At 61.4% G+C, this 627-nt stretch carries 1 protein-coding gene; it reads right to left on the bottom strand.

Annotated features, from left to right (window positions below; all coding sequences use genetic code 11):
* Positions 1-297 (bottom strand): hypothetical protein (locus tag GY725_17060; GenBank protein MCP4005902.1); only part of this gene is annotated, 297 nt, incomplete at its 3' end.
* Positions 298-627: the final 330 nt, after the last annotated feature.

The following is a 627-nucleotide window of genomic DNA, read 5'->3' as shown; positions in this document are numbered from 1 at the left end:
GTCGTCGAGTCCGCATTCGCCCTCGTGCTTCCACGTGAAGTAGCGTGTGCGCGACAGTCGCAGGACCCGAAGCACAGAACGCAGTGGCAACACCGAGCACGATCGGTCGATCGCCCGCAGCAGCTCTTGCTTCCGATCCCCCTCTGGCAGCCGCGTTCGGTCGAGGGAGAATCCCGACACACGGAGCAGCGCAAAGAGCAGACGGAGAAACGCGCTCAGGATCTTGACCCGTTTCTGGAGTCGGAGCACTTCCTTCTGCAACGCCCTCGTGTCCATGCCGACAACTTCGGCCGACACGACAGCGGCACGTGCTGGAGTTAGCCAGCCTCGGGCGGTCGAACGAGGAACACCATGTCGCGTCGCATGTTCGGTGTCGCCCGTGGAGCGGACGAGGTCGCGAAAGCGATGGTCATACCTCCGCACGGTTCGAGTCTTCATCTCCATGCTTCAGGCATCGGCCATGGAGATGGCGCGACAACTGCAGCTCAGAGCGGGCAGTCGTACGCCCTTGAAACAGACAACTTAATATCGGCCCCAGGCTTAGAGATGATGGCGAGCCCTCGCGCACAATAGTCCCGAATGTCCTGGTAATTAGCTCGGCTGGATGCGCGACCCTGAACTGTGGCC

Source organism: bacterium (assembly GCA_024226335.1).
Taxonomy (GTDB): domain Bacteria; phylum Myxococcota_A; class UBA9160; order SZUA-336; family SZUA-336; genus JAAELY01.
The sequence above is the reverse complement of the archived record's forward strand: the minus strand, read 5'-3'. Positions and strand labels throughout refer to the sequence as shown.